Source organism: Diaphorobacter sp. B2A2W2, from assembly GCF_056730635.1.
The window spans coordinates 94,759-120,455 of the sequence record NZ_JBWZOR010000011.1 but is presented as its reverse complement, the minus strand read 5'-3'; the positions used below and the strand labels follow the sequence as shown (position 1 = coordinate 120,455).

At 63.7% G+C, this 25,697-nt stretch carries 23 protein-coding genes; 14 read left to right on the top strand and 9 right to left on the bottom strand.

Going from position 1 to position 25,697, the window contains the following annotated elements; translation table 11 throughout:
- Positions 1–277: 277 nt before the first annotated feature.
- The 5 genes from AC1PPL_RS16595 to AC1PPL_RS16575 are packed head-to-tail and all read left to right on the top strand — an operon-like array spanning position 278 to position 4,956.
- A complete protein-coding gene (locus AC1PPL_RS16595; protein WP_003050101.1) occupies positions 278–724 on the top strand; it encodes a TIGR03757 family integrating conjugative element protein in 447 nt (148 codons plus the stop codon).
- Positions 721–1,668, top strand: coding sequence for a TIGR03756 family integrating conjugative element protein (locus AC1PPL_RS16590; protein WP_003050097.1), 948 nt, complete (start codon positions 721–723; stop codon positions 1,666–1,668). Before AC1PPL_RS16595 ends, AC1PPL_RS16590 begins: the two co-directional genes overlap by 4 nt.
- A gap of 10 nt (positions 1,669–1,678) precedes the next feature.
- On the top strand, positions 1,679–3,073 hold the full coding sequence (locus AC1PPL_RS16585; RefSeq protein WP_003050095.1) for an integrating conjugative element protein: 1,395 nt from the start codon (positions 1,679–1,681) through the stop codon (positions 3,071–3,073).
- Positions 3,070–3,417 (top strand): hypothetical protein, encoded by a 348-nt coding sequence (locus tag AC1PPL_RS16580; protein WP_003050094.1) that lies wholly within the window; start codon positions 3,070–3,072, stop codon positions 3,415–3,417. The genes AC1PPL_RS16585 and AC1PPL_RS16580 overlap by 4 nt, the downstream gene beginning before the upstream one ends.
- 15 nt (positions 3,418–3,432) lie before the next feature.
- Positions 3,433–4,956: a conjugal transfer protein TraG N-terminal domain-containing protein gene (locus tag AC1PPL_RS16575; protein ID WP_003050092.1), complete on the top strand. Its 1,524-nt coding sequence runs from the start codon at positions 3,433–3,435 to the stop codon at positions 4,954–4,956.
- Positions 4,957–4,962: 6 nt separating this feature from the next.
- On the opposite strand, the gene AC1PPL_RS16570 is transcribed toward AC1PPL_RS16575, so the two are convergent.
- From AC1PPL_RS16570 to AC1PPL_RS16560, 3 genes are all read right to left on the bottom strand, one after another.
- Positions 4,963–5,322, bottom strand: a complete 360-nt coding sequence (locus AC1PPL_RS16570; RefSeq protein ID WP_003050090.1) for a DUF3742 family protein — start codon at positions 5,320–5,322, stop codon at positions 4,963–4,965.
- Between the two features lie 84 nt (positions 5,323–5,406).
- Positions 5,407–6,039 carry an RES family NAD+ phosphorylase gene (locus tag AC1PPL_RS16565; protein ID WP_003050087.1) on the bottom strand — a complete coding sequence of 211 codons (633 nt, stop codon included), beginning with the start codon at positions 6,037–6,039 and terminating at the stop codon, positions 5,407–5,409.
- A 12-nt stretch (positions 6,040–6,051) separates the two neighbouring features.
- On the bottom strand, positions 6,052–6,678 hold the full coding sequence (locus AC1PPL_RS16560; RefSeq protein ID WP_003050085.1) for a hypothetical protein: 627 nt from the start codon (positions 6,676–6,678) through the stop codon (positions 6,052–6,054).
- A gap of 315 nt (positions 6,679–6,993) precedes the next feature.
- Between AC1PPL_RS16560 and mobH the strand changes: the two genes are divergently transcribed.
- On the top strand, positions 6,994–8,856 hold the full coding sequence (mobH, locus tag AC1PPL_RS16555) for a MobH family relaxase (RefSeq protein ID WP_003050081.1): 1,863 nt from the start codon (positions 6,994–6,996) through the stop codon (positions 8,854–8,856).
- A 50-nt stretch (positions 8,857–8,906) separates the two neighbouring features.
- On the opposite strand, the gene AC1PPL_RS16550 is transcribed toward mobH, so the two are convergent.
- From AC1PPL_RS16550 to AC1PPL_RS16525, 6 genes are read right to left on the bottom strand one after another with little or no spacing between them, the layout of a single operon-like run.
- Entirely contained in the window at positions 8,907–9,389 is a 483-nt protein-coding gene (locus AC1PPL_RS16550) for an AAA family ATPase (protein ID WP_051084430.1), read from the bottom strand.
- A gap of 47 nt (positions 9,390–9,436) precedes the next feature.
- The gene (locus AC1PPL_RS16545) at positions 9,437–9,706 is read right to left on the bottom strand and encodes a hypothetical protein (RefSeq protein ID WP_003050070.1); all 270 of its coding nucleotides are present in this window, start codon (positions 9,704–9,706) and stop codon (positions 9,437–9,439) included.
- The gene (locus AC1PPL_RS16540) at positions 9,703–9,909 is read right to left on the bottom strand and encodes an IS66 family transposase (protein WP_199917100.1); all 207 of its coding nucleotides are present in this window, start codon (positions 9,907–9,909) and stop codon (positions 9,703–9,705) included. Before AC1PPL_RS16540 ends, AC1PPL_RS16545 begins: the two co-directional genes overlap by 4 nt.
- Positions 9,910–9,964: 55 nt before the next feature.
- Complete coding sequence (locus tag AC1PPL_RS16535; protein WP_479973722.1) at positions 9,965–11,905, bottom strand: esterase/lipase family protein; 1,941 nt, start codon at positions 11,903–11,905, stop codon at positions 9,965–9,967.
- On the bottom strand, positions 11,902–12,936 hold the full coding sequence (locus AC1PPL_RS16530; RefSeq protein WP_018715740.1) for an Lnb N-terminal periplasmic domain-containing protein: 1,035 nt from the start codon (positions 12,934–12,936) through the stop codon (positions 11,902–11,904). The genes AC1PPL_RS16535 and AC1PPL_RS16530 overlap by 4 nt, the downstream gene beginning before the upstream one ends.
- An 8-nt stretch (positions 12,937–12,944) precedes the next feature.
- A complete protein-coding gene (locus AC1PPL_RS16525; protein ID WP_103738602.1) occupies positions 12,945–13,583 on the bottom strand; it encodes a TetR/AcrR family transcriptional regulator in 639 nt (212 codons plus the stop codon).
- A 451-nt stretch (positions 13,584–14,034) separates the two neighbouring features.
- Here AC1PPL_RS16525 and AC1PPL_RS16520 point away from each other — a divergent pair, with 451 nt between their 5' ends.
- The 8 genes from AC1PPL_RS16520 (at position 14,035) to AC1PPL_RS16485 (ending at position 25,694) form a co-directional block, all read left to right on the top strand.
- A complete protein-coding gene (locus tag AC1PPL_RS16520; protein ID WP_054667826.1) occupies positions 14,035–15,522 on the top strand; it encodes an efflux transporter outer membrane subunit in 1,488 nt (495 codons plus the stop codon).
- A gap of 14 nt (positions 15,523–15,536) precedes the next feature.
- Positions 15,537–16,616, top strand: coding sequence for an HlyD family secretion protein (locus AC1PPL_RS16515; RefSeq protein WP_054667827.1), 1,080 nt, complete (start codon positions 15,537–15,539; stop codon positions 16,614–16,616).
- 3 nt (positions 16,617–16,619) lie between these two features.
- On the top strand, positions 16,620–19,382 hold the full coding sequence (gene rbbA, locus AC1PPL_RS16510) for a ribosome-associated ATPase/putative transporter RbbA (protein ID WP_479973721.1): 2,763 nt from the start codon (positions 16,620–16,622) through the stop codon (positions 19,380–19,382).
- Position 19,383: 1 nt separating this feature from the next.
- Positions 19,384–20,514 (top strand): ABC transporter permease, encoded by a 1,131-nt coding sequence (locus AC1PPL_RS16505; RefSeq protein ID WP_479973720.1) that lies wholly within the window; start codon positions 19,384–19,386, stop codon positions 20,512–20,514.
- 49 nt (positions 20,515–20,563) lie between these two features.
- Entirely contained in the window at positions 20,564–21,025 is a 462-nt protein-coding gene (locus tag AC1PPL_RS16500) for a phasin family protein (RefSeq protein ID WP_044396478.1), read from the top strand.
- The gene (phbB, locus tag AC1PPL_RS16495; protein WP_310834431.1) at positions 21,015–21,761 is read left to right on the top strand and encodes an acetoacetyl-CoA reductase; all 747 of its coding nucleotides are present in this window, start codon (positions 21,015–21,017) and stop codon (positions 21,759–21,761) included. The genes AC1PPL_RS16500 and phbB overlap by 11 nt, the downstream gene beginning before the upstream one ends.
- An 85-nt stretch (positions 21,762–21,846) precedes the next feature.
- Positions 21,847–24,276 carry a DUF3141 domain-containing protein gene (locus tag AC1PPL_RS16490; RefSeq protein WP_479973719.1) on the top strand — a complete coding sequence of 810 codons (2,430 nt, stop codon included), beginning with the start codon at positions 21,847–21,849 and terminating at the stop codon, positions 24,274–24,276.
- Positions 24,273–25,694, top strand: a complete 1,422-nt coding sequence (locus AC1PPL_RS16485) for a bifunctional enoyl-CoA hydratase/phosphate acetyltransferase (protein WP_479973718.1) — start codon at positions 24,273–24,275, stop codon at positions 25,692–25,694. The genes AC1PPL_RS16490 and AC1PPL_RS16485 overlap by 4 nt, the downstream gene beginning before the upstream one ends.
- Positions 25,695–25,697: the final 3 nt, after the last annotated feature.

Genomic DNA, 25,697 nt, shown 5'->3' with positions numbered 1-25,697 from the left:
GGTCCAGGCGTTCCGCCGTCGGCGCTGGCGGGCCCGCTGGCCATGGGCGTTAGGCGCAGTGCTGGTTGCGCTGCTGCTGATCTGGCTCGTGTCCCGTTCGCCAGGCGAGTCCACGCCCCAAACCTCGGCGCCTGTCAGCGAGACGCAGGTGGCCGGGCCTCCTTGGCAGATGGGCAACCCGGCAGGTCGTTTCACGCTGACGCTCTACGCGGACCTCGAATGCCCGTTCTGCCGGTCCTATTTCCCTGTCCTCAAGCGTTGGGTGGGGGCGCTCGACATGCCAGCATCTTCATCCAGGTTCGCATCGGGCTGGCGAACCCTTGGCCTGGCCGTTGCGCTGCCGGCTTCCCTGGCCGTGTTCAGCCCGGCCAGCTTCGCCGCCGATGTGGTGATCATCACCGACAGCCGTCACCCGGTCAGGACCATGGGTGGCGAGCAGCTGATCGAGCTGGATGAAGCGCCCCGGATCGAAGCGGAGCTTTCTGCGGCGCTGCCCGCCGATCCCGGACAGGCAACAGCCATCGTGAAGCGCCGGCTGAGCCAGGGGGGCGCTGACCTCCAGCGTCGCATCGCCACCGAATACCAGGGCGTTGCCGACGCATGGAGCCTGGGCATCACCACCATTCCGGCTGTCGTGGTGGATCAGCGCTACGTGGTCTATGGCGAGCCTGACGTGGCCCGCGCCATCGCGCGCATCGAACAGCACCGGAGGGCCGAACCGTGATCCGCTCATTCGACCTTCTGCGCCGCATGCGGGCTGCCGTCACCTCCGTGCTGCTGCTCAGCGCCACGGGCAGCTACGCCCTGAACACGGCGACCATCGTGGGTTCAGTGGCTTCGCCCGATTGCCTGGAGTACCGGGTGGTGGGTATCTGCTACTGGCTCTACTGCACCTGGACCGGCTGCACGGTGCGCACGTCCGTCAAGGTCAGGCACTACATCCCCGATGCGGTGGTTTCGTCCTACTCGAACACCGGCGAGAACCCCTGGGTCGAAGTGCGCGCCATGAGCACGCCCAACCCTTCGGCCCAGGCCGGCGGGGACGGCACCACCAATGAAGATCACGAAAACAATCTCGCGAAGTTCAAGAACGCGGACGTCATCGGCCACCCCGGCGTCGAGGTGTTCAACCAGTTCGTCTCGTCCTCGGGCTATTTCTGCGAGGGCGCAGGCACGGCCTTCATGCCGTACCTGCTCAGTACGCTGGACACGCCGGCCTGGCGCTACAACGTACCGGAGATGGTGTACCCGGAGGCATTGATCCCGGGCATGCGCGAGGTCGGCGCGCGCTCGACCCTGAACCTCTGGGGCAACGTCTATCCGCGCGGCGGCTTCCTGCACCAGACGGACGACCACAAGGCCGGTGCCGTGGTGGCCCAACGGGCCGGCGATGTGGTCACGCGCCGCGGGCAGATCCACGTCTATCAGCCGCTGCTCGCCAACTCCCGCGATGGCTACTGGCCGGCCGGCGCGCTGATGGAGGGCGATGCCTCGACCGGCAAGTGGCAGGAACTCACGCCCGTCCTGTCCTCGTCCTGCACGGTCTTCCCGCGCAACGGCTTCCTGACACAGGCCCAACAAGGCGACTACGCCTGGGCGTTGTGGCGGCCCTATGCGTGCTGCGAACGCCGGGGCCAGGTGTTCCTCGGCAGCGTCGATTTCTATTGAGGGTACGGCGATGAAGCGTCCTGAACTGATGAACCCATCCGCCAAGGTTCGCCGCCCGCTGCGCCCCACGGCGCTAGCCGGCGCGCTCGCCCTGGTCTGTGGCCTCGCGTGGGCGCAGGCCGGCTTCCAGACCAGCGGCCCCGTCATCGGCGATGAGGTCATGTACTCGATCGGCGGTGGCAGTGCGGTGTCCATGGGCCGCGCCGCTGGCATGCGTTCGATCGGGGTCGGCCTGGGTTGGAACAGCAACCTCATCTGCGGCGACATGAGCATCCAGACCACGCTGCGCAATCAGCTCAATGGGATCACGAATGGGTTCCAGCAGATCATGAGCAACGTGATCCAGAGCGCGACCAGTGCCGTGGCATCGCTGCCGGCGCTGATCATCCAGCGTGCCGATCCGGGGCTGTACAACCTGCTGACCAATGGTGTGCTGCAGGCGAGGCTGGATTTCGACCGCTCCAAGCTGACGTGTCGCGCGATGGCCGAGAAGATGGCCGAGACGGCGGGCGGCCAGCTCGGATGGAGCCAGATGGCGGAAGGCATGGCGCTGCGCGATGCGGTGTCGAGCACGGATGCCGTATCGGCGATCGAGCAGGCCGAGACGCGCCGCGGCAACGACGGCGTGCCCTGGGTGGGCGGCAGCAATGCCGGCGGCGCGGGCCAGTCGGCCATCCGGGTGGTCGGTGACGTGACGCGGGCGGGCTACAACCTGGTCAACGGGCGCAGCGTGACTGACACGTCCTCCATCGCGCCCGCCAGTTGCGCGAGCCTGTCCTGCCAGACCTGGACGTCGCCGCAGCAGGCGACCGAATGGGCGACGCGGGTTCTCGGGGAACAGGTACAGCGCACGTGTGATTCCTGCACCAAGACCGAGACCGTGCCTGGCGTCGGGCTGACGCCGCTGATCCAGGAGGAGTACGAGACCAAGCTGGAGGCCTTGCAGGAACTGGTCTCTGGGACGCGCAACACGACGTTCGAGAACCTGCATGCAGCCGGCAGCACCTCGCTGCCCATTACACGCGGCGTCATCGAGGCGCTGCGCGACGAGCCAGACCAAGACCTGCTGGCGCGACGTCTCGCGTCCGAGGTCGCGTTGTCGTCCGTGCTGGAGAAGGCATTGCTGCTCCAGCGGACCCTGCTGACCGGCAAGAAGGAACCCAACGTGGCGGCCAACCAGTTGGCGGTCGAGGCCGTGAACCACGAGAGCGACACGCTCGATCAGGAGATCCGCAACCTCAAGACCGAACTTGAACTGCGGCGCGAACTGGCGAACAACTCGCCCATGGCCATCATCCAGCGCCACGGGACGCGCGCGGCCGGCTCGCGCGGCATCTACGAAGGCGACCCGGTGCCCGACCGCCTCGATCGGTTGCAGCGGGGCAACCCGGGAGGCACGCCATGAACGCGGCCTGGCTGCGCCCGCGCTGGCTTTTCAGCCGGCGCGCGGCAAAGGCGCTGCTCCTGGCGGTGGTCATCATCGCCGCGGCCGTGGGCGCCAATCTCGTCGGCATCTACCTCGTCGGCAGCGTTGCCGGCTGGGAGCGGTGGCTGGCTGCCAGCGCGGGCTACTTCCTGGTGTGGCGGCTGTGCCTGTACGGCGCGACGGTCTATGGCTGGGTCTGGATGCGCCGCCGGCTGCTGGCCCGCGAGGAAGACGCGCAAGCGCGGCGACGCCTGGTGCGCAGCGAGATCGCCGGCGTCGTCGCCATCGTGGCGCTGGAAGCCAGCCTGCTGATGCAGAGCTGAAGAGGGAGCCGCGCCATGACGCTTTTTACGACCGACTACCTGGAGTACTACCTGACGCTGGTGTCCTGGATCGTCAACAACGGCATCTGGGCGGTGCTGGTGTCGAGCGGAGTATTCGCGCTGCCGTTCGTCGCCATCATCGTGCAGGAGTGGTTGAAGGCCCGTGCGGAAGGTGCCGACGAAGGCAACAAGGGCGTGCTCTCGGCTGCGCGCATCGAGAACCGGGTCTTCGTCGCCATCGTGGTGGTGATGTTCGCTGGCATCCCGTTCATCGACGTGGACCTCAACACCATCCAGTACGACAGCTCGCGCTCGGCCCAGTGCCAGGTCAGCGTGCCGCAGCCCACGGATACCGGCTGGTCGCAGTCCTTCAGCACCATCAACAACCAGTCGGCGAAGGTGCCGGTCTGGTGGGCTTTCATGCACGCGCTCTCGCGCGCCGTCACGAGCGCCTCGGTGGCGGCGATCCCATGCGGCACGGACCTGCGGCAGATGCGCATGGAGATCGACGCGACCCGCATTGACGACCCGGTACTGGCTCAGGAAGTAGCGGATTTCTCGCGGGATTGCTATGGGCCTGCGCGGGCCAAATTGTTCATGCAGCGCCCTCAGCTTGATGAGCAGCAGATGCACGACGTGACCTGGATAGGGTCGAGGTTTTTCACGGACACGGGCGGCTACTACGACACCTACCGCTCAAGCACGCCGCGCGACGACTGGCCCTACGACAGCACCCGCGATGCGGGGCTTGCACAGGTGGGCAGCGGTGGCGGCTACCCGACCTGCAGGCAGTGGTGGGCCGATGGCGGCAATGGCCTGCGGGCACGCCTGCTGGGACAGGTGGACCCGAACCTGTTGAATCGCCTGGCAGGCTGGGCCGGGTTCCTGAGCAGGGCCGAGGTGGACGACTCGGTGATCCGCGCCATCGCGTCACCGCGGCAACAGAAATTGAACCAGGGTAGCGTCTATACGGACTATGGCGGCCAGATCGACAAGACCTTGCCGAACATCGTGACGCGGGCCACGGGAGACGTTGGGATGGCCGTCGGCGCGATTGCCGCGTTTCCCGCCATGGACGTCGTGAGACAGTCTCTGCCCATGGTCCTCGCCTTGCTCAAGATGGCGCTGGTCATCTGCATCCCGCTTGTGCTGGTCGTAGGCACCTACGATCTGAAGACGGTCGTTACCGTCAGCGTCGTGCAGTTCGCGCTCTTCTTCACGGACTTCTGGTTTCAGCTTGCGCGCTGGATCGATTCGACGATCCTGGATGCGCTCTATGGCTGGGGGTTCGGCTGGAATCGGCCGCACACCAACTTCGACCCGCTGGTGGGGCTGAACAACGCCTTCGGAGACATGCTCCTGATGTTTGTCACGGGCACGATGTTCATCGTACTGCCTACGTTCTGGATCATGGCCTTGGCTTGGGCGGGCGTTCGTGCCGGCAACGTGTTGCAAGGCCTCGCAGGAGCCACCGGAGATGCCAAGGCTGCTGGCGGAAGGGGAGGAAGCATTGCGATCAATGCAGTGTCGAAGAAGTGATCGCTGCTAGTCGTCCTCGACATGAGGATCAATGCGGAAACCGTCGTAGGTGTATAGGCCGAATCCTGCTGGTCCGTTTCGCCACTCTGGCTCGGGCAACTCCTCGCCCAAGTCGGTGTTGCGGGCCATCCAGGCAACCACCATGACGCACACCATCACCAGGGCCAGCCAGAAGGTGGTGTACAGCAGCACCCCGAGCGCAGCCAGCTTAACCATCCACACGAGCGCGGTGGCTCCAGCCGTCGGCATGCCCTTGGAAACCAACCAGTTCGACGCCCGCCGTTCACAGCGCGCGTAGGCACGCCATCCGCGGCCAAAGGCGCGGCCGAGGCGTTCTGCGGTGCTGGTGCGAGTCGTGGTGTTCATGGTCGTCTCCTACTGCTGAGGGATGCCTATTTCAGTTTGGTCCATTTCATTCTGTTTAGGGCTTCAATGTGTTCTCTTGCTGCTTCAGGACGCTTCGTCATCCGGTTCCAACGGGCCAGGGTCGGGCTCCACGCCGATGCGGTATGTAGCAACGAAACGCGGCCAGTCCACATGGTCAACGAGATCGATGTCCTCGATGACACTGACCTTCGCGCTGGCACGCTCGAACAGCGCGATGCTCTTGGCGGGATAGTTGTTGCGCGACGGATAGAGCACCCCGTCGAACAGCACCTGGCCGTCATCTCCAAGCATCGCATGCACCTGGGCCGACACCTGCTGCGTGTGCGTGTAGTCGCGGCTGGCCAACTGCTCCAGGTTCAGGCCGAAGTAGCCCGCCATGACGCCCGGCGCCGTGAGGTCGGCCAGAAGCACGTCGTCCATCACGCCCACTGCGCGCACCATCCGGCTCTGGACTTCTTTCAGCGCGATCGAGCGCTTCGTGTCCGCAAGCCACTGGTGCTTATGAAACACCGACTCCATCAGCGCCGTGGGCAGGTCGCGCCCCAGGTAGAGCACCCCGTAGGCCTGGGCCGGGTCATCGTAGCGATTGGTGCTGCTGCGGCCATAGTACAGCGGGCTGCCCCGATAGACGACGCGGCTCACATGCTGGAGCAGCTCACCGGCATCGATCAGGAACGAAGGCAGCTCGTGGCTCATGGCGATCTCGCTTCAATGCACCTGAACGCCCAGCACGTTGAACACGGCCTCGGCCACGTCGTCGATCGTGCCATGCGTCACCGCATCCACTGGCGAGCGGCCGCCCAAGCCTTCGAGCGGTTCGGACAGTGCGCGGTAGATCGTCCAAGGGTCGATGCCCTCGACCTCCTGAAGCACGGTTTGGGTCAACTGCTGCTTCACCGGGTCGAGCTGCCAGTCGGGCAGTTTCTGGCCTCGCGGCCCCACGTTCAGCGCCAGCAGCCGACGGGCGAGGATGTCCTTGTAGATCTGCTGGCGCGACTTGTCCGCCAGCTTGGCGTACTCCGCGGGCGGCAGGTTGTGCGGCTGGTTGAAGGTTTCCAGCAGCACGGCGCGGCCTCGCTGGACGTCGGTTTCAGTCGGCGCCCAGCGCGTCTCAGCGCGCAGCGCAGCCGTCTTACGCTTCAAGGCGTGCTCCACCGTTTCACCTTCGAGGTTGGCTGGCAGCTTTACCGCCTCCACGCGCTCGTGAATGAACGCCTGCAACTCGGCCGCGAAAGCCGGCGCATCCCGGATTTCGACGGTATCCGCGAAGCGGCGCACATCCTCCACGGTGACACGCGGCAGACGGTCGGCAATGAATTCAATGGCGGTGGGCATGGTCATCTCCCAGGTAGGTTTGAGACAGGACTTACTCTAGTCTCCTTTGTCGCATTTGTCAACTTTGACGCCTAGAGAGCAACCTACCTGGCGAAAACAGCGTCTCCGCAGCATAGGCCGAGGCCAGCGGCTGGTCGCCGCGCAATCCATTCGTGCGGGTTCCACATTGACGCTGGAACCGCAACCCAGGCCCCGCTATACCGAAACGGTTAAAGGCCAAAGGGCCGAAACGGCAAGGGAATGGGGTGCAAGGGGAAAGGCCCTACCTCGAAAAGGCAAAAAGGCCTCCCGGTCGGCCCGCCACAGGACACCCGCATGCTCTCCCTGTTCCAGCGAAAACGGCCCCCGGTCGCCGGCGCGCCACCGCCAGCACCCGCCACCGTCCTCCCGAAAGGGTTGATGCGGCCCGAGTCGGCCGCATCGCTGCTGGCCACCCCGCGCCGGCAGAAGCTGCTGGAGCACATTTGGCAGCGCACCTCGCTGTCGCGCAGGCAATTCGCCACGCTGTACCGAGCGCCCCTGGAACGCTACGCCGAGCTGGTCCAGGCCTTCCCGGCCTCCGAGGCGCATCACCATGCCTATCTGGGCGGCATGCTCGACCACGGCCTCGAAATCGTCGCCTACAGTCTGAAACTGCGGCAGTCCCATCTGCTGCCCATCGGCGCCAGCCCCGAAGACCAAGCGGCACAGTCCGAAGCCTGGACCGCCGCCGTCGCCTACGCCGCGCTGCTGCACGACATCGGCAAGATCGCCGTCGATCTGCACGTCGAGCTGGCCGACGGCAGCATCTGGCACCCTTGGCACGGCCCGCTGCGCCAGCCATACCGATTCCGCTACCGCGACGATCGCGAGTACCGCCTGCACAGCGCCGCGACAGGTTTGCTCTACCACCAACTGCTCGACCGTGAGGCCCTGGACTGGCTCAGCGGCTATCCGTCCCTGTGGGCACCACTGCTCTACGTCCTGGCCGGGCAGTACGAGCACGCCGGCGTACTGGGCGAACTTGTCGTGCAGGCAGACCGGGCCTCGGTGGCCCAGGAGCTGGGCGGCGATCCGGCCCGCGCCATGGCTGCGCCCAAGCACGCGCTGCAGCGCAAGCTGCTCGACGGGTTGCGCTACCTGCTCAAGGAACAGTTGAAACTGAACCAGCCGGAAGCCTCCGATGGCTGGCTCACCGACGATGCCCTGTGGCTGGTGAGCAAAACGGTCTCGGACAAACTGCGTGCGCACCTGCTGTCCCAAGGCGTCGATGGCATCCCTGCGAACAACACCGCGGTGTTCAACGTCCTCCAGGATCACGGCATGTTGCAGCCGGCGCCCGACGGCAAGGCTATTTGGCGCGCGACCATAACCAGTTCCACCGGCTGGTCCCACTCGTTCACCCTGTTGCGCCTCGCTCCTGCGCTGATCTGGGAATCTGGCGAGCGACCGACGCCTTTTGCAGGCACGGTAGCGATCGACGCGGCAGTCGCCGAAAACGACGCCGAGGCGCCGAAAATGCCGCCTGCGGCCATGGCGAAGGCAGCCCCGAACGGTCAGAAACTTCCATCTTGGGAAGGCAGTAGTACCGTCACCGCCTCACCGCCTAAGGCCCAGCCCGTGTCCGATGTCATGGAGGACATGCTGGCAATGGTGAGCACGAGCGGCTCGCCTGGTGCCGAGCAGGATGTGGAGCCGGTCGCACAGAGAAGCTACCCCGCAGACCCCAGCACTCCTATGCCAGCGACTGCCGCAGTGCTTCCTTCGCCACCACCATCTACTGCTAAACCACCCCTAACAGCAGCGCCCCCGTCAGGCGAACATTTCATGATGTGGCTGAAACAGGGAATTGCTTCGCGCCGGCTCATCATCAACGACGCAAAAGCGCTCGTGCATTCCGTGAATGACACGGCCTACTTGGTCAGCCCAGGTGTGTTCCAGCGCTACGTCCAGGAGCACCCTCATGTCGGCACGCTGGCACGGCAGGACAAGATGCCGGATTGGCAGTGGGTGCAGAAGCGCTTTGAGAAACTGGGGTTGCATCGAAAGCACGACAGCGGCTTGAACATCTGGATCTGTGAAGTCACCGGGCCGCGCAAGTCCCGGAAGCTGCATGGGTATTTGCTGATCGATGCGAATTGGTTGTTCGATGCAGTACCACCCAACAATCCTTATCTCAGAGTTACGCAAGAGATTTGAGCATGGAGTCCTACGTGGCGGTGAGATACGGTAGAGTTCGCCTTGGTAGGTTAGCGGCTAGCCAAGGTGTCCAGCACAAAGTCAGCGCGTTGCGCCACTCTGATCTTGGGCAACCGCGATACCGCATAGCCCAGCGCTGGATAGGTGCGCTGAAGCCGCTCGAATTCAGCCCGCGCTTCATCCATGCTGTGACGGCGTTCTTCGTCCTGCACATAGATTTCAGGCCACGGCGTGGCCAGAAAGATGCGCGAGTGGTAGCGATGCGACTGGGCAATCGTGTCCAGAATAGTAGTGCCGTCCAGTGCCTGGGGTGCTGCCGCCGCGTCGATCAGGCCACGGTCGAAGAACACCCATTGCGTATTGCTGCGTGGCGCATTGGCATGGTTGTCTAGCGCAAGGTCGATGGCCCCGCGCAGGAAGGCCGTCATGTCGAGCCACGGCAGGGCCTGGCCGCCCGTGCGTGTTTGTTCCTGAACAATACGCCGTCCAGGCTCCTCAATTACGGCATCCCTGGATTTCCATTCAACCCCCACAAACGAGAACGACGATCAACTATCTCCTGAAAGGCCATCAGCATCCATCAAGGCCAGCATGCCAACAATGAGTGCGTGCATGCCCTGTTGAGTTCGGCCTCCATCTCGGCTTCCTCCGTCGCACGGTCTGCATCCACGACGGGTTCCCGTTCGGCGACCGAGTACACCGTGTCGGCCACGGCAAGGCAGTGGAACGCCACGGTGGTCAACAGCCAGCGCGCATGCTCCATCGATATGCCGTAGGCCTGAGCGATGTGGCGTTGGTGGCCGACGATCTTGTCGAGCATGGGCTGGGTCGCCGCCAGACGGCGGATCACGTTGGGTACGCCTTGCCGTCGCCAAGATGCTTGGGCTTGAGCATCGGCGTCTCGTGGGCGTGCAGCACCACGTGGCGACGCAGTTCGTCATCCAGCGCCTTTACCATCGGCTGCAGTTGCGCGCCGCACGCACCGACCCACTGTGCCAGCGTCGAGCGGGCAACAGTAAGTCTGATGCTCTTTGCGCATTCAGATGAATGCATTACGCCCATACGAAATCCGAAATCAGCTCGGCCGCGCACAGCAGATGGCAGTTGTCTATGGCTGTAAATGCGCTTCCCGCAGAGCCATGTCCTCTCTCAGAATACGCTGGATCTCCAGTATCGCGGCCGCGCTCTGTTGCACGCTGTGCCCCGAAATAATGACTTTCTCGGACTGTGCGCCGGGAAGATGTGCGCTGCGATAAGGCACAAGACCGTCATCGGAATCATCGAGGGCCACTTCGGAATTGGCTTGGGCCACGATCGAGTGATAGCGCACCTGGGATGAGATGGGAAAGCCCGCCGCCGTACGCACGAACGGATCGTTTTCGTCGAGATTGTTCACGCTATTGGGAATGGTTGCCAGGCTTTCACGGCTGCTGGCGGCCGCATTGGGTGTCAGTGTATGGGCGAGTTCTTCGAGCACCGTAATGGGAAAGCGGATAAATCCCGCCATCCAGCGCCCCAGGCGTCCACCCGCGACCGATGTGCCCCGATGAGGCGCCGCGATGAAGATGGCACTGCTGACATTCGGGAAGGGCTCGAAGCGCAACATGGGATCAATGCGCCTGATCTGCTGCGGCGTCAACCGACTGTGATCCGCAGCCAATTGCACCAGCGATTGATCGGTTGACGACACCATCAACCGCGCGATGACCCCGCCCATGCTATGCCCCACCAGCACGAGGTCGGACGACGCCGGCGCTTGGCCGGATGGGTCGAAATGCGTCAGCGTATCCCCGAGCGCCCTGCGAATCATGGCGTGGTTCAACGCGACTGGCATGTTGGTCGGGTAGTAGACCTGCCAGATCTGGTAATGCTGGCGCAGGGCCTCATCGCCCAGGATTTCGTTGGCGAGTTCCACCCAGGCTTCAGGGCTGCTGGCCAGTCCGTGCAGCATGACGATGATCCGCCTGTTCGGATCGTAGGGCTGCATCAAGTAGACGTGCGGGCGGTCGATGCCACCCTCGCGCCCGAGCAGGCTGCGCAGCGACTGGCGGTTGAAATTGGCACGGGCCAGCCATACGCCATAGCCGGCCGTGAAATTGGCCGCCAGCGGCACACGTTGGCCGCGCAGCATAATGGCCGATTCCACATAGGGGTCATGCACCGTCAGACGGGCTGTACGAGCATGCAGCACGCTGTCCAAGTTGTCTCCGTCGGGATGCAGCAGAACCGTCATGGACGGCGCGGGCATCTCGCTCCAGGGCAGCGGTTGCTGATCATGTTTTGCCGCTGGGCGACCACCCCGAGTTGGGGCGGCGCTCAGGGACTCGTCCGGAATGACCGCCACAAGCTCGGCGCCAAAGCCGTCGCGCCGGTAGAGGCTACGCAATCCACGGAAAGACAGGGACGAGGCTGGCAGGAGTTCGGCTGGCACCGCCGTACTGCCCGGTAAGCGCGCGCCGCGCATATCCAGCTTCAGTTCCCAGCCTGCAATGTTCCAACTGGTCTGGTCGGGCAACTGCGTCGGCATTTGTTGCCGAACTTCGAACATGCCGGTGGCCGCATGCTCGACGGCATAGTTATACCAATCCCGCACTTGGGTCTGGCGATCCTCGAAGGCCCGCTCTCCCGGAGTATGGTCACCAAGGAACAGATAAGCATAGGCATAGCGAATCGTCTCAAGCCAGGCGGCTTGCTGCGCTGAGCCGGGCTTCATGGCCTGAGCCTGCGCCAGCCATAGTTCGGACAGTGCAGCCAGGCGTCTATCCGTGGCGACCCCCGTCACGGTAGCCAAGGCCTCCGCGCACTCCGAGGAGATCGGCTTTGCGCATGCCTGCTCATCCAATGCCGCCACCCTGATGGTCTGGACAGTCGCATCGCTGAGCTTGCCACGTGTCAGGATGTCGCCGCGCTTGAGTTCGATGGCCTCCCTGGCAGGTAGCGTATGAACTTCAACCACTGGGCCGAACTCGCGCAGGATCGAGCAGCCCCCCAGCAGCAGCGGAGCAAGAGCGGCGCATGCAATGAGAAGGCAGGCCTGCGGGAACCTCATGGATTCACCTCGTTGGCAGGGATGCCTGGCACGCCTTGTCGAATCGACATCGAGAAGTCATCCTCTGACACATCGGAAGCAAGGGCACGTTCGTTGATATGCCCCAGTGCCTGCAATTCATCGTAACGATAGCCAGGCGTCAATCCATGCAGGTCGTAGACGTACCGCGCAAAATATCCAGACAGCAGCAGGCGATAGTCCATTGGCAATGCGGGCGCAATGACCCGGGCCAGCTCGAATACGATGGTCGTGCAGTTACTGGTTAACGTGTTGTAAAAGCGCGGTTTCTGCCGCAGTTCATTGGCCGCGTTCAGATACTCCAGAAACAACGCGCGGGCACTCGCCTGATTCATCTGCAAGCGATAGAGATAAACATCTTCGCCTCGCGCGTTGCTGCGCGTACGCACAATGTCTCGCTCATCGGCGGCTACCAGGATCTGCTCGAACTGACGGAAGAATCCTCCTACCGCCGAGAAGGACTCATGGCGTTCCTTGCGAATTTCCAGCGAGAACACCACGCGTTCACCGCCATCGAAGCCGAACGACACCAGGGTGTGGGCGATGTGCGGCCCCATCCAGTAGGAAAGCACCAAGTCGGCGCTGCGCAGACGATCCAGGTCGTATGTGCGGCTCTCCCACTGCGGGGTGTAGTCGGTTTCGCTGCGCCACTGGAAGTTGCGCACATTATTCAGGTGAACATGGTTGCCGTCGATCCTGGCCTCCAGCAACTGAGCGACATCGTCAGCCCATACACGCTGGTGTGACGGCTGCAGCGTCCCCCACCACATGAGCAGGGAGGCGGCTGCGATCACAAATGCGAATCCGGCGATGTTGCGATTGCGCCGCCCAAGCAAGCCCGCCCGCGACAAGACAACGGTCACACCCAATGTGGACCACATGGCAATGACGAACCATCGCACCACCGAAGGTCCCGGCATCTGATGCCACAGAGCCAGCGCACCCCACACAGTCAGCAGCAGTACCACAAAGCCGATCGCCAAGCCTGCAAGGGCGCGCAGGACTCTGTGCATCACTCCGCTCATTGAGGCTGCAAAAGCTCAAGCAACAGTTGCCGGTGCGCATCCCGTAACTGCACCAGCGAGATGGAAGGATTCCCCTTGGACAGCATCGAGGAACTCAGCCACAGCACTGCGGGCGCGAGCGCCAACGGGAAGAAGTGTTCGGTCAAGACGCCTGGGCGAATGACGCCTCGGCGTATGTTGCGGTGGATGATCGTCTGCGCCCGCTCTTTCAGCCCGAGCGCAACTTCGTTGTGCCAACGCTGCACCAGCTCTGGAGTTCGGGCGCTTTCGGCCAGAAGCAGCCGGTAGATCGACATCGTGGCAGGGGAGCTGAAGGTCGCGTACAGGCGATCCAGGTAGACATCTACCAGCTCTGGCAACGTCAGATCCTCATCCGGGAGCCAGCCCTGGAAATCACAAATCTGCTTCGTCGTACGTTCGAGCAAGGCGTGAAAAATTTCTTCCTTGCTTTTGAAGTGGGCATAGATGCCAGCCTTGGACAAGCCCGCGCATTCCGCCAGGCGCTCCATCGACACTGCGTTGTATGTCCGATCCGCGAATTCGACCAGGGCCGCGTCGAGTATTTCCTCTTTCCTGGCGGCAGAGGACAGGTAGCGGCGCTTGTTGTCTGGCGCGTCATCTTTCTTGGGTGGCATTCAAAGGCTCTGTTCAAAGATCTGAGGGGTGTTCCCATGGGCCTGTCACCGGCTCTACCAAGAATCAGGGCCTTCCTTGAACCCAAGCCGGCAGCTCGAATTGACCTGCGTCAATGACCGACGAGCCCGCTGATTGCGGTTCTTGGATTGTAACGTATAATTGAAAATAACCGTCCAGTCGTTTGTTTTCAGATTTCACAATGCAGATCAACACAGGGCGCGAGTGAACCTGGCACATCGGGTTACGACACAGGAAGAGCGCCCTATCAACCAGCCGGGGAACACGGGGATGCACATATCAACAAGGAGATGAAGTGGGCTTGACAGCACTTGCAAGCAAGAAAGTAGGGCCTGCGGACACCAGCCACGAACCCCGCATTGCGCGGGTGGCAGCCATTCCCTCCTCTGCGACCAGACCCTCTTCAGCCCGATACCTGTACGGAACGTGACCATGCTCCCAACTTCCCCGTTGTTTCCTGCGTTCAGATTGCGCGCTGCCTCGTTGGCCCTGAGCGCCGTCGTCTTGACCGGCTGCATGTCGCTCGCTCCGGCGCCAGACACCCCGCCATTGCCCGTGCCCGAAGCCTGGCCCGCGCATCTTGGATCAGGCACCGACGGCGCCCACGCGGGAGAGCTTGCCTGGCAGGCGTACTTCACCGACCCCCTGCTGCAACGCCTCATCGAGACCGCGCTGGAAAACAACCGCGACCTGCGCGTGGCCGCGCTGCGCGTCGAGGAAGCCAGCGCCACATTCCGCATTCAGCGCTCGGATCGTTTTCCTGCCATGGGCGTGGGCGCCCAAGGTGGACGCGCGCGCGTCCCTGGCGACCTGAACATGTCGGGCCGATCGCAGGTGGGCGGCGAGTACCGGGCCGAGGTGGGTTTGACCACCTGGGAACTGGATCTGTGGGGTCGGATCCGCAACCTGGAAGACGCCGCCCTGCAAACTTGGCTGGCTTCCGACGCGGCTCGCCAGGCCGTCCATTTGGCGCTGATCGCCCAGGTGGCAGACGGCTATCTTGGCCTGCGCGAGATCGACGAACGCGTGGCGATCGCACGGCAAACCGTGACCACCCGCGAGGAGTCCTATCGCATTTTCCGGCGCCGCGTCGAAGTCGGCTCGACCTCGAAGCTGGATCTCACACAGGTCCAGACCCTGCTGAACCAAGCTCAGGCGCTGCTGACGCAGCTTGAGCAAGCTCGCACCACGCAACTGCACGCCCTGGCACTGCTGGTAGGCGCTGATCCCGGCCCGCTGCCCGCCAAGGCACCCTTCGATGAAACGACGGTTCTGGCTGAGCTGCGGGCCGGTCTGCCTTCGGAGCTGCTGGTCAGTCGCCCGGACATCATTTCCGCCGAACACCAATTGCGTGCCAGCAATGCCCACATCGGCGCGGCCCGCGCGGCGTTCTTGCCGCGCATTGCGCTGACCGGCAGCTTCGGCACGGCCAGCTCCGACTTGAATGGCTTGTTCGATTCCGGCAGTCGCGCCTGGACCTTCATGCCCACCCTGTCGCTGCCCATCTTCGATGGCGGGCGCCGCCGCGCCAATCTGGAGCTGAGCGAAGTGCGCCGCGACATCGCCGTCGCCGGATACGAAAAAACCATTCAATCGGCCTTCCGCGAGGTGGCCGATGCGCTGAGCGCAAAGCACTGGCTGGCTGAGCAGTTGACGATCCAGAGAGCCAACCTGGAAGCGCAAAGCGAACGCGCACGCCTGGCCAAGTTGCGCTACGACAACGGCTCGGCCGCCTTCTTGGAAGTGCTGGATGCCCAACGCGATCTGCTGGGAGCCCAGCAACAACTGGTACAGGCGCGCCGCGCGCTGCTGTCCAGCCAAGTGGCGCTGTATGCCGCGCTCGGCGGCGGCACCCTCGCCGCAGCCGGCGAGGCACAGGGTGCGGCCTCGACTCCCGCTTCCACCCCATCAACCCGTTAAGGCACGCCGAACCCATGACTGTCTCCCCCTCTCTCAAGAAAAAACTCCTGGTCGCTTTCGCTGCAGCGGTTGTTGCCGCGCTGGCCTGGTGGAGCTGGACGAGGTTTACCGACAGCGGCCCGGGCGAAGGATTCGTCAACGGCAATGGCCGCATCGAAGCCACCGAGATCGACGTGGCCACCAAGCTTCCCGGCCGCATCGAAGACATCCTGGTGCGTGAAGGCGATTTCGTCACAGCCGGCCAGCCACTGGCCAAGATGCGGCTGGAAACGCTGGAAGCGCAGCGCGACGAGGCCCTGGCCATGCGTCAGCAGGCTGAGCATTCGGTGACCGCGGCGCAGGCACAGGTGGCGCTGCGTGAAGCCGACGTGACTGCCGCCTTGGCTCTGGTTGGTCAGCGCGAGTCGGAACTGGACGCCGCGCAACGGCGCCTGACACGCTCCAGCACGCTGTCGAGTGAGGGAGCCGCCTCGATCCAGGAACTGGACGATGACCGGGCGCGCGTACGGGGCGCCCAGGCGACCCTCGCGGCCAGCAAGGCACAGGCCGCCGCTGCCCGCGCCGCGGTCGAAGCCGCCAGGGCGCAGCTTGTCGGCGCGCAGTCCAGCGTGTCCGCCGCTACGGCCAGTATCAGCCGCATCGAAGCCGACATCCGCGACAGCGAACTGCGGTCTCCGCGCGACGGACGGGTTCAGGTGCGTGTCGCGCAACCCGGCGAGGTGCTTGGAGCGGGCGGACGTGTCTTGAACCTCCTTGATCTGTCGGACGTGTACATCACCTTCTTCCTGCCCGAAACCGTGGCCGGCCGCGTTGCGCTGGGTTCGGAGGTTCGCATCATTCTGGATGCCGCGCCCGAGTATGTGATTCCAGCCACCGTTTCCTTCGTCGCCAGCGCAGCGCAGTTCACCCCCAAGACGGTGGAAACCGCCAGTGAGCGACAAAAGCTGATGTTTCGCGTGCGCGCACAGATCTCGCAGGAGCTGCTGCGTGAGCACCTGAACCAGGTCAAGACCGGTCTGCCCGGCGTAGCCTGGGTCAAGCTCGACGCCAAGGCCGAGTGGCCTCAGAACCTCTCCGTTCGTGTGCCGGAGTAAGGTATGAGCCACAGCGCGCAGCTCGCGACCGTTGCAAGTGTCCGCCAGGTAAGACTGCGCTACCGCGACGTCATTGCCTTGGATGGCATTGACCTGGACATCCCCGCTGGACGGATGGTCGGTCTGATCGGCCCCGACGGCGTGGGTAAGTCCAGCCTGCTCTCGTTGCTGGCCGGTGTGCGCATCATCCAGGAAGGCACGGTCGAGGTGCTCGGTGGCGACATGGCCAGCAAGGCCCACCGCAAGCTGGTGTGCCCGCGCATCGCCTACATGCCGCAGGGGTTGGGCAAGAACCTGTATCCGACGCTCTCGGTCGAGGAGAATCTGCAATTCTTCGCGCGGCTGTTCGGCCATGACGCGCCCGAGCGCCGCCAGCGCATCGATGAGCTGACCCAGGCCACGGGCCTGTTCAAATTCCTAGCACGTCCGGCAGGCAAGCTCTCCGGGGGCATGAAGCAGAAGCTGGGCTTGTGCTGCGCGCTGATTCACGACCCGGATTTCCTGATTCTCGATGAACCGACGACCGGCGTGGATCCGCTGGCGCGCGCACAGTTCTGGGATCTGATCGAACGCATCCGCGCCGACCGCCCCGGCATGAGCGTGATCGTGGCCACCGCCTACATGGACGAGGCGCAGCGCTTCGACTGGCTCGCCGCCATCGACGACGGCAAGGTTCTCGCCACCGGCACACCGAAGGAATTGCTGGAAAGAACAGGCAGCCCGAACCTGGAAGAGGCGTTCATCCGCCTGCTCCCAGAAGAGAAAAAGCGCGGGCACAAACCGGTGGTCATTCCTCCCTTGCCGGAAGACGGCGCCGACGACATCGCCATCGAGGCCAAAGGGCTGACCATGCGCTTTGGCGACTTCGTCGCCGTCGACAGCGTGTCCTTCCGCATCCGGCGCGGTGAAATCTTCGGCTTCCTCGGCTCCAACGGCTGCGGCAAGTCTACGACGATGAAGATGCTCACCGGGCTACTGCCGGCGAGCGAGGGACGAGCCTGGCTGTTCGGTCATGAGGTGGACCCGCATGACTTGGACACCCGCCGCCGCGTCGGCTACATGTCGCAGGCATTCTCGCTCTACAGCGAAATCACGGTACGCCAGAACCTGGAGTTGCACGCCAAGCTGTTCAGCGTGCCCCCGAAGGACATTCCGGGCCGCGTCGAAGAGATGGTGGAGCGCTTCGGCCTGGTGGAAGTCATCGACAGCTTGCCGGCCAGCCTGCCTCTGGGCATACGCCAGCGCCTGTCGCTGGCAGTCGCCATGGTGCACAAGCCCGAACTGTTGATTCTGGACGAGCCGACCTCCGGGGTCGATCCAGTAGCGCGCGATGCATTCTGGCGGCTGCTCATCGAGCTGTCACGTCGCGACCGGGTGACGGTCTTCATTTCCACCCACTTCATGAACGAGGCCGAACGCTGCGACCGCATGTCAATGATGCATGCGGGCAAGGTGCTCGACAGCGACGTGCCCGCCAAGCTGGTCGAAAAGCGCGGCGCCGAAACCCTTGAAGAGGCCTTTATCGGCTACCTTATCGAAGCCGACGGGGGCACGGCCACCCCCGCCAGCCAGGCCCAGGCATCAGTCCAGGCGGCTGAGCCACCTGCTGCGCACGCCGCGCACACCGGACAGTCCTCGGGTGGATTCAGCCCACGCCGCATGTTCAGCTACCTGTGGCGCGAGTCGCTGGAACTGCGGCGTGACCCGGTGCGCGCCACCCTGGCGCTGGGTGGTTCGCTGCTGCTGATGTTCGTGATCGGCTTCGGCATCACCATGGACGTCGAGGACCTGAGCTATGCGGTGCTCGATCGCGACCAGACCACGCTCAGCCAAAGCTACACGCTGAACCTGGCCGGCTCGCGCTACTTCACAGAGCACCCGCCTATCGTCGATTACGAGGATCTCGACCGGCGTATGCGCAGCGGCGAACTGTCGCTGGCCATCGAAATCCCCCCTGGCTTCAGCCGCGACGTGTTGCGGGGCCAGAACGTGCAGATCGGCGCCTGGATTGACGGCGCCATGCCGCAGCGCGCGGAAACCATCCAGGGCTACGTTCAGGGCATGCACCAGCAATGGCTGCTGGTACAGGCCAGCGAGCGCGGCGGCGCCAGCATGGCTGGCAACACCAACGTCGAGACGCGCTTTCGCTACAACCCCGATGTCAAGAGTCTGCCGGCCATGGTGCCGGCGGTGATCCCTCTGCTGCTGCTCATGCTGCCGGCCATGCTGACCGCGCTGGCAGTGGTGCGCGAGAAAGAGACGGGGTCGATCACCAATCTCTACGTGACACCGGTCACGCGCATCGAGTTCCTGCTTGGCAAGCAGTTGCCCTATGTCGGCCTGGCCATGGTGAACTTCCTGCTGATGAGCCTGCTCGCTGTGACCATCTTCGGTGTGCCGGTCAAGGGCAGCTTCTTCACCCTGGCGCTGGCCGCGCTGATCTTCTCCTTCGCCGCGACAGGCATGGGGCTGCTGGCCTCGGCCGTTACACGCAGCCAGATCGCGGCCATGTTCTTCGCCATGATCGGCACCCTCATACCGGCCACCCAGTTCGCCGGCCTGATCGATCCGGTGTCCTCGCTCGAAGGCTCCAGCAAGTTCATCGGCGAGATCTACCCCGCCACGCACATGATTTCCATCAGCCGTGGCGTATTCAGCAAAGCGCTTGGCCTGGCCGACCTGACAGGGCCGCTGTGGTCGATGCTTTTGTCGGTCCCGGTGATTCTCGGCGCAGCCGTTTTGCTACTCAAGAAGCAGGAGCGCTGACATGGGCAGAAGAAACCTGGCCAACATCTACGACCTTGGCGTCAAGGAATTGTGGAGTCTCTGGCGCGATCCGATGATGATCGTGCTCATCGTCTACGTGTTCACCGCGTCGGTCTACACCTCGGCCACGTCCATGCCGGAGACGCTGCACAACGCGCCCATCGCCATCGTTGATGAGGACAAGTCGGCGCTGTCCCAGCGGATTGCCTCGGCCTTCTACCCGCCGCAGTTCACCCAGCCGGCCATGATCGACTATGGGGACGTGGACCCGGGCATGGATGCCGGGCAGTACACCTTCGCCCTGGTCATTCCGCCCAACTTCCAGCGCGATGTGCTGGCGGGGCGCTCGCCCGCCGCGCAGCTCAATGTCGACGCCACCCGCATGAGCCAGGCCTTCACCGGCAGTGGCCATGTTCAACAAATTTTCACCGGTGAAGTCAACGAGTTCGTCAAGCGTTATCGCAGCACCACCGCGCCACCCGTGGATCTGGCCTTGCGCGCGCGCTTCAACCCCGCCCTCGACAAGGCCTGGTTTGGCTCCGTGATGCAGATCATCAACCACATCACACTGCTGTCCATCATCCTGACCGGCGCAGCGCTGATCCGCGAGCGCGAGCACGGCACCATCGAGCACCTGCTGGTGATGCCGGTCACGCCCGCGCAGATCATGCTTTCCAAGGTCTGGTCGATGGCCCTGGTCGTGCTGATCGCCTCCTTCCTGTCGCTCACCCTCATGGTGCGCGGCGTCCTGGGCGTGCCCATCGAGGGCTCCATCGCGCTGTTCTTCGCCGGTGCAGCGCTCAGTCTGTTCGCCACTACGTCGATGGGCATCTTCATCGCCACGCTGGCGCGCAACATGCCGCAGTTTGGCATGTTGATGATGCTCACCATCATGCCGCTGCAGATGCTGTCGGGTGGCACTACGCCACGCGAAAGCATGCCCGAGATCGTGCAGAACATCATGCTGGTCGCACCCACCACCCATTTCGTGGAACTGAGCCAGGCCATCCTTTATCGGGGCGCGGGGCTGGAGACGGTGTGGCAGCCCTTCCTGGCGCTGGCCTTGATCGGCGCGGTGCTGTTTTTCCTGTCGCTGGCACGCTTTCGCAAAACGATCGGCCAGATGGCCTGATCGTTTGACCGCCCGATTGGGCATTTCAACCCAAGCAAGGAGTTTGACCATGAGCAATGAAACCATCCCCCTCAACCTCTTCAAGGCGAACCTGGAACTGCAACTGCGCCTGCAGCGCCTGATGCAGGAAAACGGCCAGCAATGGCTGGAGAACGCCACGCGCGCGGGCAGCGAAAACATTGCCGAGTCCGGCACTGAGATCGAAAGCCTGCTCAAGGCCCAGAACTGGCAGGAGTTGGCCACGCTGCCCGCGCAGGCCTTCTGGCGTCAGTTTCAGCACCAGATGGGTGGCGCGCAGGCACTAACGCAAGTCGCAATCAAGAATCAGACCACCTTCACCCAAGGCCTGCAGCAAGCCATTCAGGACTGGCAGAAATCGGTCACGCAGGCCGTAGGCCAGGCAGATGCGATATTGCCGTTCCAGGATATTTTCAAGCAATGGGGAGCGGTGTGGGCCAAGGCACAGGACAAGGACGCACCAGCCAAGACAGGTGGTCGCAATGCCGGCTGAGCAACGCACTGCACTGGTCACCGGCGGCAGCGGCGGCCTGGGCGAAGCCATCGCCCGGGCCTTGCACGATGCGGGCCATACCGTGCTCATCGTCCATTCGCCGGGCAATGCCAGCATTGGCGCGTGGCTGAAAACCCAAGCCGGCGAAGGTTACGACTTCGCCGCCTACGGCGCGGATGTGGCCGACCATGCCCGTTGCCAGGAACTGGCTGACCGCATCCACACAGACGGGCATCGCATCGACATCCTGGTCAACAACGCGGGCATCACGCGCGATGCCACGTTCCGCAAGCTGAGCTACGCCGATTGGGATGCCGTCCTGCGCGTCAATCTCGATTCCGTATTCAACGTGACCCGGCCATTCATCGACGGCATGCTCGACAGGGGCTGGGGCCGGATCATCAACATCTCCTCCATCAACGGCTCCAAGGGGCAGTTCGGCCAGACCAACTACTCCGCCGCAAAAGCCGGCATGCATGGCTTCACAAAAGCCCTCGCACAGGAAGTGGCGCGCAAAGGCGTGACGGTCAACACCGTCTCGCCGGGGTATCTGGATACGAAGATGGTGACGAGCATGGCCGAAGACGTGGTCAAGCAAGTGGTGGCCGGAATTCCCGTGGGCCGCCTGGGACGGCCTGCGGAAGTCGCAGCACTGGTGGCATTCATCGCCAGCGAGTCTGCGGGATTCATGACCGGCAGCAACGTCTCGATGAATGGTGGCCAGCACATGTACTGACTGCGGCAGGGCCGCCAGGGCGCTGTGTCGGCGGCTCCTTTCCATTCATTTTTTCCGTTTCATCATAGAGGGAGTGCCCATCGCCATGAATCAAGACACCACGACATCACCAACGGCCGCTTGGGGGCAGTTGCTGTGGGACCCGTTGCGACTATCGGCGATGGCAAACGAGTATGCAGTGGATGCCTGGCAGCGGTCCATTCTGTATGCCGACGTTCGCCGCCAACGCGGTAACCAGTACCAGGCGCATTTGGAGGAGCAGACGCCGAACGTACTCGACTTCGCCTCTGAGGTCATCATGTCCGGGCTGGACCTTCCGCAGCCGGTCAACTATGGCCTCGTACGTATCCTGCCGCCAGCCGACACGCCGAGCGATCCCCGCAAGCGACCGTTCGTGGTGGTCGATCCACGCGCGGGCCACGGCCCGGGCATCGGCGGCTTCAAACCCGACAGCGAGGTCGGGGCAGCCCTCAAGGCAGGGCATCCCTGCTACTTCGTTGGCTTTCTGCCCGATCCCGTTCCCGGTCAGACCGTCGAGGACGTCATGCGAGCCGAAGCGGCCTTCGTGCGCAAGGTCGGCGAGCTGCACCCCGACAGCCGCGGCAAGCCTGCGGTTATCGGCAATTGCCAGGCGGGCTGGCAGATCCTGATGGCAGCCGCCGTCTGGCCCGAGCTGTTCGGGCCGATCATCGTGGCCGGCGCGCCACTGTCGTACTGGGCGGGCGACATGCCGATGCGCTACGCAGGCGGCCTCACTGGCGGTAGTTGGTTGACGGCATTGACCAGCGACCTAGGAGCTGGTCGGTTCGATGGTGCCTGGCTGGTTCAGAACTTCGAAAACCTGGACCCGGCCAATACGCTTTGGACCAAACAGTACAACCTGTACGCCAAGGTCGACACGGAAGGCCCGCGCCACCTGCAGTTCGAGAAGTACTGGGGCGGCCACGTCTTCCTGAACGACGTGGAAATGCAGTACATCGTCGACAACCTGTTCATCGGCAACAAGCTGAGTACGGCCCAACTGGTGACGTCCGATGGCGTGCGCATTGACCTGCGCAATATTCGCTCGCCGATCGTGGTGTTCTGCTCTTATGGGGACAACATCACTCCACCGCCCCAGGCCCTGGGCTGGATCACCGACCTGTACCGCAACGACCTGGATGTGGTGGGACATGACCAGACCATTGTCTACGCCACCCATGACAGCATCGGGCATCTGGGCATCTTCGTCTCCGGCAGCGTCGGGCGCAAAGAGCACCAGGAGTTTGCTGCCAACATCGACGTCATCGACGTGCTGCCAGCCGGCATCCACCACATGCAGATCGACGAGCATCACGACGACGCCCAGGAAGGCGAACCAGCCAGTGACGCCTACCTGACCCGGATCCAGCGCAGCAATATCGATGAAGTCCGTGAGATCGTTCGCCCCGACCCGGAGAACGATCGCCGCTTCGCGGCGGTGGCGCGGATCTCCGAGGTCAACCTGGCCTGCTACCGCAGCTTCGTGCAGCCATGGGTCCGAGCCCTGGTCACGGATCAGGGGGCGAAGTGGCTGGAGCCGCTGCATCCACTGCGCATGGGTTATGAATTGTGGTCCGATCGGCACCCGCTGGCCGCCGCTGTACAAGAAGCGGCGCAACAGGTGCGCGAACATCGCCAGACCGTCTCCGAGGCCAATCCTTTCCTGCAACTGCAGACGGAGTTTTCCACCGCCGTCGAACAGATGCTGGATCAATTCCGTGATTGCCGCGACCAAATCTACGCACAGGCCTTTGACATGCTGTACAGCCTGCCGCTGGTTCAGGCCATGACAGGACAGAGCCTGCACGACGATGCGCCGCCGCGACCCCATCCTAGCGAGACGCCCGAACATCGCCAGTATCTGGCGCAAGAGTTGACACGGCTCGAAGCGGATATTCACAACGGCGGGATAACCGAAGCCGCCATACGGGCGCTGTTCTTCGTGCTCGCGGCGCGTGGGGAGGCCGACGGGCGGCACTTTCGGCACGCAGAGGAACTGGTGCGCCCTCATTTGACAAATGACTTCGACATGCAGGCTTTCCGCCACCTCGTGCGTCGGCAGGCTTTGCTCATGAGGCTCGATGAGGACGCCATGGTGTCCGCCATCCCCGGATTGCTCAACGGCATAGCGCCTGAGGACATCCGACAGGTAGCGGGAATGATCGTGCAGGTGATTGGCAGCGGTGATGTGCTGTCCGCACACGAGCAAACCCGACTGGAGCAGGTTTCCACCCTGTTCAAGCGGGCGGCGTGCGAGGCGCAGGCGGCTTCGGCGCTCGCGATGGCAAGTCCCGCCAATGAAACGTCCGCTGCAGCCGTGGACGGGAACTCGGCACCCGCCATGCCAAGCTCTGCCGGTGACACTTCCGCTGCGGTTATGGACACGAAACCCCAAACATCCTCGCCAAAGCCGAAGGCGCCTCAGAAGAAAACTGTGTCCAAGACGCCAGTCGCGCTGCGGACAAGTCAAACACGGCGAGGGAAAGGCAAATGACGACCTCGTCCACACCGGTCGATGCCACTGCCGACGCATTGCAGGTTCTGCGCAACCGCACCTTCGACGAGATCGCCATCGGCGACAGCGCCAGCCTCGAACGCGCGTTTTCGCCGCAAGACATCCACATGTTCGCGCTGCAATCAGGCGATGTGGACCCGGAACCTGCTGCGTCCTCAAGCGCTCGGGACACCACGGAGGCCATTTGTGCAAACGTCCTGATCTCGGCTGTGCTGGGAACACGGCTGCCGGGGCCTGGAACCCAATATGTCAGCCAGAGTCTGTGCTTCCTCGGAGCGGTTCGGCCCGGTGACAGGCTGACCGTGCAGATGCAGGTGACCAGCAAGGACACGGCCACCCACCATGTCACGCTGGCCTGCACCTGCACCAACCAGACGGGGGTGGCGGTTTTCCAAGGCCAGGTAGAGGTCGTGGCGCCCACTGAGCGCATGGAACGAGCGCGCACCGCGTTGCCGGAAATACACCCGGATGCGCAGGGCCGCACAGGCCTGCAGCACCTGCTGGCGCATGTCGCGCACTTGCAACCGATTCGGGTGGCCGTCGCCCACCCGTGCGATGCCCCCAGCCTGTCCGCCGCGCTCGAAGCGCGCCAGGCGGGGTTGATCGAGCCGGTGCTGGTCGGGCCACGGGTGCGGCTCGAAGCAGTCGCCACCGAGGCCGGGTTGGACCTGACCGACGTCGCCATTGTGGACGTCCCGCACAGCCACGCCGCTGCGCAGCAAGCTGTCGCCTTGGCAGCCGCAGGTGAAGTCGAAGCCCTGATGAAAGGGAGCCTGCACACCGACGAGCTGATGTCCGCGCTGGTTTCGGCAGCAGCGGGGTTGCGCACCAAGCGCCGGGTCAGCCATTGCTTCCTGTTGCAGACACCTGCCTATCCGCGCCCGTTCATCGTTACCGATGCGGCGATCAATATCGCCCCGACTCTGGAACAGAAGGCAGACATCATCCGCAACGCCATCGAGCTGGCGCAGGTAATCGGCGTGCGCGAACCCAAGGTCGCGATCCTGGCCGCGGTCGAGACGGTGAGCCCGACGATGACCGCCACGCTGGACGCGGCGGCGCTGTGCAAGATGGCTGATCGCGGCCAGATCACTGGCGGCCTGCTCGACGGGCCGCTCGCCTTCGACAACGCGGTCTCCATCGCCGCTGCGCGTACCAAGGGGATCGTCTCCGAGGTTGCCGGGCAGGCTGACATCCTCGCCGTGCCTGACCTGGAGAGCGGCAACATGCTTGCCAAGCAGTTGATCTTCCTGGGCGGAGCAGCCAGCGCTGGGATCGTCCTTGGAGCCAAGGTGCCGGTCATTCTGACCAGCCGTGCCGACTCGCGTGATACGCGCATCGCCTCATGCGCGATTGCACTGATGCTCGCCCACCACTATCGGCTGTCACCGCCGTGAATC

Coding starts and splice junctions, on each gene's coding strand:
- AC1PPL_RS16595 (WP_003050101.1), top strand. CDS start 278: ATGCCAGCATCTTCATCCAGGTTCGCATCGGGCTGGCGAACCCTTGGC.
- AC1PPL_RS16585 (WP_003050095.1), top strand. CDS start 1,679: ATGAAGCGTCCTGAACTGATGAACCCATCCGCCAAGGTTCGCCGCCCG.
- AC1PPL_RS16580 (WP_003050094.1), top strand. CDS start 3,070: ATGAACGCGGCCTGGCTGCGCCCGCGCTGGCTTTTCAGCCGGCGCGCG.
- AC1PPL_RS16575 (WP_003050092.1), top strand. CDS start 3,433: ATGACGCTTTTTACGACCGACTACCTGGAGTACTACCTGACGCTGGTG.
- AC1PPL_RS16570 (WP_003050090.1), bottom strand. CDS start 5,322: ATGAACACCACGACTCGCACCAGCACCGCAGAACGCCTCGGCCGCGCC.
- AC1PPL_RS16565 (WP_003050087.1), bottom strand. CDS start 6,039: ATGAGCCACGAGCTGCCTTCGTTCCTGATCGATGCCGGTGAGCTGCTC.
- AC1PPL_RS16560 (WP_003050085.1), bottom strand. CDS start 6,678: ATGCCCACCGCCATTGAATTCATTGCCGACCGTCTGCCGCGTGTCACC.
- mobH (WP_003050081.1), top strand. CDS start 6,994: ATGCTCTCCCTGTTCCAGCGAAAACGGCCCCCGGTCGCCGGCGCGCCA.
- AC1PPL_RS16540 (WP_199917100.1), bottom strand. CDS start 9,909: ATGCATTCATCTGAATGCGCAAAGAGCATCAGACTTACTGTTGCCCGC.
- AC1PPL_RS16535 (WP_479973722.1), bottom strand. CDS start 11,905: ATGAGGTTCCCGCAGGCCTGCCTTCTCATTGCATGCGCCGCTCTTGCT.
- AC1PPL_RS16530 (WP_018715740.1), bottom strand. CDS start 12,936: ATGCACAGAGTCCTGCGCGCCCTTGCAGGCTTGGCGATCGGCTTTGTG.
- AC1PPL_RS16525 (WP_103738602.1), bottom strand. CDS start 13,583: ATGCCACCCAAGAAAGATGACGCGCCAGACAACAAGCGCCGCTACCTG.
- AC1PPL_RS16520 (WP_054667826.1), top strand. CDS start 14,035: ATGCTCCCAACTTCCCCGTTGTTTCCTGCGTTCAGATTGCGCGCTGCC.
- AC1PPL_RS16515 (WP_054667827.1), top strand. CDS start 15,537: ATGACTGTCTCCCCCTCTCTCAAGAAAAAACTCCTGGTCGCTTTCGCT.
- rbbA (WP_479973721.1), top strand. CDS start 16,620: ATGAGCCACAGCGCGCAGCTCGCGACCGTTGCAAGTGTCCGCCAGGTA.
- AC1PPL_RS16505 (WP_479973720.1), top strand. CDS start 19,384: ATGGGCAGAAGAAACCTGGCCAACATCTACGACCTTGGCGTCAAGGAA.
- AC1PPL_RS16500 (WP_044396478.1), top strand. CDS start 20,564: ATGAGCAATGAAACCATCCCCCTCAACCTCTTCAAGGCGAACCTGGAA.
- phbB (WP_310834431.1), top strand. CDS start 21,015: ATGCCGGCTGAGCAACGCACTGCACTGGTCACCGGCGGCAGCGGCGGC.
- AC1PPL_RS16490 (WP_479973719.1), top strand. CDS start 21,847: ATGAATCAAGACACCACGACATCACCAACGGCCGCTTGGGGGCAGTTG.
- AC1PPL_RS16485 (WP_479973718.1), top strand. CDS start 24,273: ATGACGACCTCGTCCACACCGGTCGATGCCACTGCCGACGCATTGCAG.